The organism is Pseudomonas nabeulensis (genome assembly GCF_004682045.1).
Classification (GTDB): Bacteria; Pseudomonadota; Gammaproteobacteria; order Pseudomonadales; family Pseudomonadaceae; genus Aquipseudomonas; species Aquipseudomonas nabeulensis.
Map to the genome: position 1 here is coordinate 21,446 of NZ_QUZT01000076.1, position 7,337 is coordinate 28,782.

6 protein-coding genes are annotated in these 7,337 nt (G+C 64.2%); 5 read left to right on the forward strand and 1 reads right to left on the reverse strand.

Features of this window, described 5'->3' with window-relative positions:
* Positions 1-4: 4 nt before the first annotated feature.
* Positions 5-1,198: a TPM domain-containing protein gene (locus DYL61_RS27135; protein WP_135310895.1), complete on the reverse strand. Its 1,194-nt coding sequence runs from the start codon at positions 1,196-1,198 to the stop codon at positions 5-7.
* 126 nt (positions 1,199-1,324) lie between these two features.
* On the opposite strand from DYL61_RS27135, the gene DYL61_RS27140 reads away from it, so the two are divergent.
* From DYL61_RS27140 to DYL61_RS27160, 5 genes are all read left to right on the forward strand, one after another.
* A complete protein-coding gene (locus tag DYL61_RS27140; RefSeq protein ID WP_135310896.1) occupies positions 1,325-2,134 on the forward strand; it encodes an alpha/beta fold hydrolase in 810 nt (269 codons plus the stop codon).
* Entirely contained in the window at positions 2,124-3,266 is a 1,143-nt protein-coding gene (locus DYL61_RS27145) for a PAS domain-containing sensor histidine kinase (RefSeq protein WP_135310897.1), read from the forward strand. The genes DYL61_RS27140 and DYL61_RS27145 overlap by 11 nt, the downstream gene beginning before the upstream one ends.
* A gap of 85 nt (positions 3,267-3,351) precedes the next feature.
* Positions 3,352-3,867, forward strand: coding sequence for a sigma factor-like helix-turn-helix DNA-binding protein (locus tag DYL61_RS27150; protein ID WP_374956549.1), 516 nt, complete (start codon positions 3,352-3,354; stop codon positions 3,865-3,867).
* Positions 3,864-4,805 carry a FecR domain-containing protein gene (locus DYL61_RS27155; protein WP_238704615.1) on the forward strand — a complete coding sequence of 314 codons (942 nt, stop codon included), beginning with the start codon at positions 3,864-3,866 and terminating at the stop codon, positions 4,803-4,805. Before DYL61_RS27150 ends, DYL61_RS27155 begins: the two co-directional genes overlap by 4 nt.
* A 101-nt stretch (positions 4,806-4,906) precedes the next feature.
* Positions 4,907-7,270, forward strand: a complete 2,364-nt coding sequence (locus DYL61_RS27160; RefSeq protein ID WP_135310899.1) for a TonB-dependent siderophore receptor — start codon at positions 4,907-4,909, stop codon at positions 7,268-7,270.
* The last annotated feature ends 67 nt before the right edge of the window (positions 7,271-7,337 follow it).

A 7,337-nucleotide genomic window follows, 5' to 3' on the forward strand; every position in this document is an offset into this window, starting at 1 on the left:
CACCCTACCAGCTCCCGGAAGCCCCGCCACCGCCGCTGGACCCACCCCCTCCCGAGGAGCTACTGCTGGAACCGGAACTCCCCGACCCCGAACTGGAACCCCCGCCCGACCCCGACCCCGTGCCCACCTTGCCAAAAATAAACAACGCCGCGAACGAGGCGATCGGGAACGCATACAGCCAGCCATAGCGCCCCAGTTCCATCAGCGCTCCCGCCGCTACATACACCGCCCCCGCCGCCAGCAGCCTTGCCGTGAACCCTGTGCGGCTTTTCTGCCAGGCGTCTTTCATGACGATGAACAGGATCAGGTACAAACCCAGCACCACCAACCCCAGCAATGGAAACGCCAGCCAGTGCAGGAAACTCACGTCGGTGTACTGGTTCACCGTGACCAACACGCCGATGTAAACCAGCAACCCCAGCACGCAATAGAAAAACGTACGCGCCTGCCACAGCGCGCCAAATGTGGCGCCGCCGATCAGCATCGTCAGCGGCAGCACCAGCAGGAACGCCCCCCAGTCGCGGCCACCGCCAAAAATCGCCAACAGCACCCCGATGGCCACCGTGGCGATCAGGGCGCGGCGCCAATGCAGTTTGCCGGCGGCGATCAGCACGCCGCCAAGGGCGCCGACGATAAAGGCCAGCAGTACCGTAATGAACTGCGGGTTCAACGAGGGCTCGGCGAGTTTGGGCAGGTCGCCGCCGTCCACCAGCACGATCAGGTCGCTCACGCCCTGACCGATGCCACCGGCAAAATCACCCTGGCGAAACGCCGGGGTGAGGTGTTCTTCGATGATGCGATGGGCGAGCAAGTCGGTGACCGTGCCTTCCAGCCCGTAGCCCACTTCGATACGCACTTTACGATCATGCTTGGCCACCACCAGCAGGATGCCGTCGTTGACGTCCTTGCGCCCCAGTTTCCAGGCGCGGAACAGTTGGTTGGCGAAGTCTTCGAGGGTGGCACCGCCGGTGGTGGGCACCAGCAACACGGCGATTTGCGCGCCTTTGCGTTGTTCCAGGTCGGCGAGCTGGTGTTTCAGACCGGTGGTGGTGTCGGCGTCGAGGGTGTTGGTGAGGTCGATCACCCGCTGGTCGAGGGCGACGCCGATGGGCGAGGTGTCCGCCTGGGCGTGGATAAACAGGCTGGCGACCATCAACACCAGCAGACTCAAGACGGATTGGCGCAACCCACGCAGCATATTTGTTACCTGAAGTTTCTTCCTGAAGGCGCCGACTTTACCCTATCCACGCTATATCGCGTGACCCCGCGTCGTTGACTATCTACACTCCTTCTCGCATAGCAAAACGCCATAAACGGACAACCCATGGACCTACGCCAGCGCAACAACGTCACAGTAATGGGCAACGGGACTTCGACCCTGGTGTTTTCCCATGGGTTCGGCTGCAACCAGGCCATGTGGAATGCATTGGCGCCGCAGTTCTGTGAGCGCTTTCGCGTGGTGATGTACGACCTGGTGGGCGCCGGCCTGTCAGACCTCAACGCCTTCGACAAGGCCAAGTACAGCGCATTGGACGGCTACGCCCGCGACTTGAACGAGATCATCGACGCATTCGCCGTGGGTCCGGTGATCCTGGTGAGCCATTCGGTAAGCGCGATGATCGCCGCCCTCGCCGACCGCCAGGCCCCCGGACGCGTGGCCGCCCATGTGATGATCGGTCCGTCGCCGCGCTATATCGATGCCGACGGCTACGTGGGCGGCTTCAAACTGGCCGACATCGAAGACCTGCTCGACACCCTCGACAGCAACTACCTCGGCTGGTCCAGCGCCATGGCCCCAGTGATCATGGGCGCGCCTGGGCAGCCAGCGCTGAGCGAAACCCTCACCGACAGTTTCTGCCGCACGGAGCCGGAGATCGCCAAGCAATTTGCCCGCGTGACGTTTATGTCGGACAACCGCCAGGACGTGATCGGCCTGGCCACACCGGTGTTGATCCTGCAATCGAGCGACGACCTGATCGCCCCGGTGGCCGTCGGCGAATACCTGCACCGTGTATTGCCCAACAGCACCTACTGCCTGGTAGACAACGTCGGCCATTGCCCGCACATGAGCGCGCCGCAGGCCTGCGCAGCGGCAATGCAAACCTTTCTGGCGCCCTTTGCCCATGCCGGCTGAACTGTTCGACAACGCCGCCTGTGCCCTGGCCGCCACGGCGGAGGACGGCACGATCCTGCAAGCCAATGCACGGTTCGGCGAGTGGCTGGGGTTCAGTAATGCAGAGCTGTGCGGGCGGCGCTTCCAGGATTTGCTGACCATGGGCGGGCGCATCTTCCACCAGACTCACCTGTCGCCGATGCTGCGCATGCACGGGCGTATCACCGAGGTGAAGCTGGACATGCTGCACCGCGACGGCCACAAGGTCACCGTGTTGCTCAACGGCCTCAAGCGTGAACGTGCTGGCGGCACCGTGTACGACCTGGCGCTGTTCGGCACCACCGATCGCGACAAGTACGAGCGCGAACTGCTCAACGCGCGCAACCTGGCCGAAGCCCTGCTCCAGGAAAAAACCGCCACCGAGCTGGCCCTCCAGCAAGCCCAGGCAGAACTGAGCGAGGCCTATGCCATCGCCCAGCGCCGCGCGATGTTTGCCGAGCAGATGGTGGCGATTGTCAGCCATGACCTGAAAAACCCGCTGACAGCGATCCGCATGGCCTCGGACTTTCTCAACCGGGGCGAACGCAGCGCCAAGGAGCGCCAGTTGCTCGGGCATATCGGCCAGTCGTCCGAGCGTGCGCAGCGCATGATCGCCGACCTGCTGGACTTCACCCAGGCGCGGGTCGGCCAGGGCATTACGATCAAGGCGGCGCCCCTGGACCTGCACGCGGTGACACACCAGGCCGTGGACGAACTGCGCGTGGCATTCCCCACAGCGCTCCTGGAACACCACGCCATCGGCAGCGGCGCCGCCACGTTGGACGCCGACCGCGTGCAGCAGATCATCGGCAACCTGGTGGCCAATAGCGTGGCCTATGGCGACTTGCAACGGCCGATCAGCATTACGTCGCGGCTGGGTGACGGCCAGTGCGAGGTGTCGGTACACAACCATGGTGCGGTGATTCCCGAGACGCTGCTGGCCGGACTGTTCGAACCGATGACCCGTGGCACCGAGCAAGGCAGCGATGTGCGCAGTGTGGGTTTGGGCCTGTATATCGTGCGGGAGTTGGCCAGGGCCCATGGCGGTGATGTCGCAGTGAGTTCCACCGCGCAAGCGGGCACGCGGTTTAGCGTGGCGTTTGTGCGGATGTAAGAGTGCCGATGTAAGATCTTGCAATAAATTCTCAATAACGCCACCATTGAGAATCGTTGTCATTCACCAGGTGGCGTCAACCGTGTTGCTCAGTCCTTCTTCCTGCTCGCCATCGCGCAATGCGACCCTGCACCGCCTGTTTGGCGACCACCACCCTTGGCTGCTGGAACGCCTGCGGCTGCGCCTGGGGTGCCGTGAAGACGCGGCCGACCTGGCGGCGGAAACCTTCGCTCAAGTGGTGGCGATGCCCGACCCCCACACCATCCGTGAACCTCGCGCGCTGTTGAGCACCATCGGCAAGCGCCTGGTGTTTGCCCGCTGGCGGCGCAACGATGTGGAACGCGCCTATCTCGACGTGCTGGCCACCCTGCCCGAAGCCGTGGCGCCCTCGCCCCAGGAACACTGGCTGGTGATCGAAGCGCTGATGGAAATCGACCGCCTGCTCGACGGCCTGTCCGCGAAAGCCCGCATGGCGTTCCTGTACAGCCAGCTCGATGGCCGCACCTACGCCTGTATCGCCGGCGAGCTGGGCGTGTCGGTCACGCGGGTGCATCAATACGTGGTACAGGGCCTGACCGCCTGTTACCTGGCCAAGCCGTGAGCGGCCTGCCGCCTGCGGTGGCGCAAGCTATCGAGTGGTATGCGCGGCGCGGTTCGGGCGCATTCGATGGGCCGGCCCAATCGCAGTTCGAGCACTGGCTGAACGCCGACCCCAGCCACCGTGACGCCTGGCACGGGCTTACCCGCCAACTGGACCGCACACTTGTGCCCCTCGCCCAGCAACAAGGCTCGCGCCAGGCGCTCAGCGCCGTCAACCACAGCCGACGGCGCCTGTTACGCGGAGCCTTGGCGGTGGGCGCAGTGACGATGGGCACGCCGCTGCTGACCCTGCGCGGCGGCCCGCTCCACGAACGCTGGGGCGCAGATTTGCGCACCACCACGGCGGAACGTCGACGCTTCACGCTGGAGGATGGTTCCTCCCTGCTGCTCAACGCCCGCAGCGCCGTGGACCTGAATTTCAGCCCCGCCCACCGCACCGTGCAGCTATTGCGTGGCGCCGTGCAGGCCCGGGTGCACAACGACCCGACGCGGCCCTTTGTGTTGCAGTGCCCGTGGGGCGAAGCCCGGCTCAATGGCGGGCGCTGCCTGCTCAGCCTTCAAGCGGGCACGGGCCAAGTGTGGGCGCTGGAGGGCGAGATGGAATGGCGCACGCCGGGCACCCGTCAGCGTTTAGTCGCAGGCCAGGGCCTGGGGTTCGACGGCCAGGCGTGGCAACCGATTGCCCAGGGCTATATCGACGAACGCGCGTGGGCCCATGGTTTGCTGGAGGTGCATGACCAAACGCTGGGCCAGGTGATCGACCACCTGCGGCCCTATCACGCGGGACTGCTGCACGTATCGGCCAGTGCGGCGGCCTTGCGCATTTCCGGGGTGTTCAACCTGGATGACAGCCGCCAGGCGCTTGCCGCGCTCAAAGACGTATTGCCGCTGGCGGTGGTGTCTTACCTGGGCCTGTGGACGCGCATCGACCACGCGTGAATTTATTTTCAAACCGCCCTTAAAAAATCGCGCGCTCACGCTACAGACCAGACAGAAACGCGCGACATGCGCCCTGTCCAGAGCCTTATCGAGTCCACGCCATGCACCCGAACACCTTTTTCCCGCTGTTGCTCGGCGGCTGCCTGCTGAGCTGTGCCGCCCTGGCCGCTGAACCCGCACAAGATTTCGACCTGCCCGCAGGTTCGCTGGCGAATACGTTGATCCAGATCGGCCAGGCCAGCGGGCGCCAGGTGCTGTTTATTCCCGCCGATGTCGACGGGCGCCAGGCCCAAGCGGTGCGTGGTCACTTGAGTGCAGCGCAAGCGGTCAGCAACGCCCTGCAAGACACCGGTTTGCGCGTGCGCATCACCGCCAGCGGCGCCCTGAGCGTGCAGCCGGCCAGTGGTGATGGGGTCACGCTGGAGGCCATCAACATTGACGGCCGCACCCGCGCGCAGGCTGACGAGGACAACCAGAGTTTCGTCGCCCAGCGTTCCAGTGCTGGCACCAAGACCCGCACCGAGCTGGTGAAGATTCCGCAATCGGTGTCGGTGGTGACCCGCGCCGAACTGGACGAACGCAAAAGCGACAACCTGTCGGACTCGCTCAAGTACACGCCGGGGTTCAGCAGCCAGCCCAGCAGTTTCAGCCGTACCGCCGACGACTACACCTTGCGCGGCTTCAACGTGGGCGCCGGCACCGGCGGTATCTTGCGCGACGGCATGAAACTGCAGTCCAACCCCTACGACGGCAGTGTCGAGGCTTATGGCCTGGAGCGTATCGAGGTGCTCAAGGGCGCGTCTTCGGTCCTGTACGGCCAGCTGTCGCCGGGGGGCATGATCAATACCGTGAGCAAACGCCCCACCGACACGCCGTTGCACGAAGTGGGCGTTGAACTGGGCAACTACAACCGCCGCCAGTACACCCTCGACCTCGGCGGCCCACTGGATGACCAGGGCCAGCTCAGCTATCGCCTCACCGGCCTGTGGCGTGACAGTGGCACCCAGGTCGATCACATCGACGACGACCGCCGCTACATCGCGCCGGCCATCACCTGGAAACCCGACGACGATACCGCGTTGACCGTGCTGGCCAGCCATCAGGAAACCTACACCGGTTTCTCACCGCCCATGAGCTACCACATGAGCAGCTACAGCAATACGCCCGGCTACAAGATCGGGCGAAATGATTTCGTCGGCGAGCCGGGTTACGACCACTTCAACAACCGCATGGATACCCTGGGCTATCTGTTCGAACACCAGTTCAGCGATCAACTGAAAGTGAACCACAGCCTGCGCTACTTCCAGGCCAATACCGACTGGAGCTACCTGATCCCGGTGGCCATTTCCGGCACGCAATTGAGCCGCCGCTACAGCGACCGCGAGGAGCGCTCCACCGGCTGGACCACCGACAACAACCTCAGCTACACCGTCGACAGCGGTGCCTGGCGTCATGAACTGCTGGTGGGCGTGGACTACTACCACAAGACCTACGACTCCCATCGCTACATCAGCGCCACCGTGGCACAACTGGCGCCACCGCTGAACCTGGCCACCCTGCAATACACCGGCGTGGGCGCCAACACCGCCGCGGACAGCGGCTCGGATCTGCACAGCACCCAGGCCGGCGTCTACCTGCAAGACCAGATCACCTACAACGATAAGTGGGTCCTGCTGCTGGGCGGGCGCCAGGACTGGGCCGACAGCGTCACCACCACCTTCGCCACCGACGCCCGCGCCACCCGTGGCGACAAGAAAGCCACCGGCCGGGTCGGCCTGGTGTACCTGGCGGATAACGGCCTGGCGCCGTATGTGAGTTACAGCCAGTCCTTCCAGCCGGCCAGCGTGAGCAACCCGGCGTTCGGCAATGCCTTTGCGCCACTGGAAGGCGAACAGTACGAAGTGGGCCTGCGCTACCAACCGCCCGGCAGCGACACGTTGCTCAGCGCGGCGGTGTATCGCCTGGACCAGGACAACTCCCTGAGCCTGGACAGCCTCACCAACACCTACGTGCAATACGGCAAGACCCGCACCAAAGGCGTGGAGCTGGAAGCCAAGAGCAACCTCACCGACAACCTGCAACTGAGCGCCGGCTACGCCTACACCGACACCCATGTGCTGCAAGACCAGACCGCGAGCAACGTCGGCAAACGTATCGAAGGCATTCCCTACAACAGCGCCAGCCTGTGGGCAAGCTACCGCCTGGCCAGCCTGGGCCTGGAGAAAGTCCGCATCGGCGGCGGCGCGCGCTACACCGGCACCACCCGCACCACGCCGAGTGTCTACGACGGCAAGCTACCGGCGTATACGCTGGTGGATGCGCTGATCAGCTACGACCTGGATGCCCATTGGCAAGTGCAAGCCAAGGCGCAAAACCTGTTCGACAAGAAGTACCTGTATTGCAACACCACTTGCCGTTACGGTGATGAACGCAGCTTGTTGGGGTCGGTTACCTATCGTTGGTGATGGACTGGGGCGTGCCTATTTCCTCTGCCTGATGCAGCCCCCTCCCACAGGGATCAGCGGTGTACTC

What these genes read in the sequence shown, in the direction of transcription:
- DYL61_RS27135 (WP_135310895.1), bottom strand. Translation starts at nt 1,198, where the DNA reads ATGCTGCGTGGGTTGCGCCAATCCGTCTTGAGTCTGCTGGTGTTGATG.
- DYL61_RS27140 (WP_135310896.1), top strand. Translation starts at nt 1,325, where the DNA reads ATGGACCTACGCCAGCGCAACAACGTCACAGTAATGGGCAACGGGACT.
- DYL61_RS27145 (WP_135310897.1), top strand. Translation starts at nt 2,124, where the DNA reads ATGCCGGCTGAACTGTTCGACAACGCCGCCTGTGCCCTGGCCGCCACG.
- DYL61_RS27160 (WP_135310899.1), top strand. Translation starts at nt 4,907, where the DNA reads ATGCACCCGAACACCTTTTTCCCGCTGTTGCTCGGCGGCTGCCTGCTG.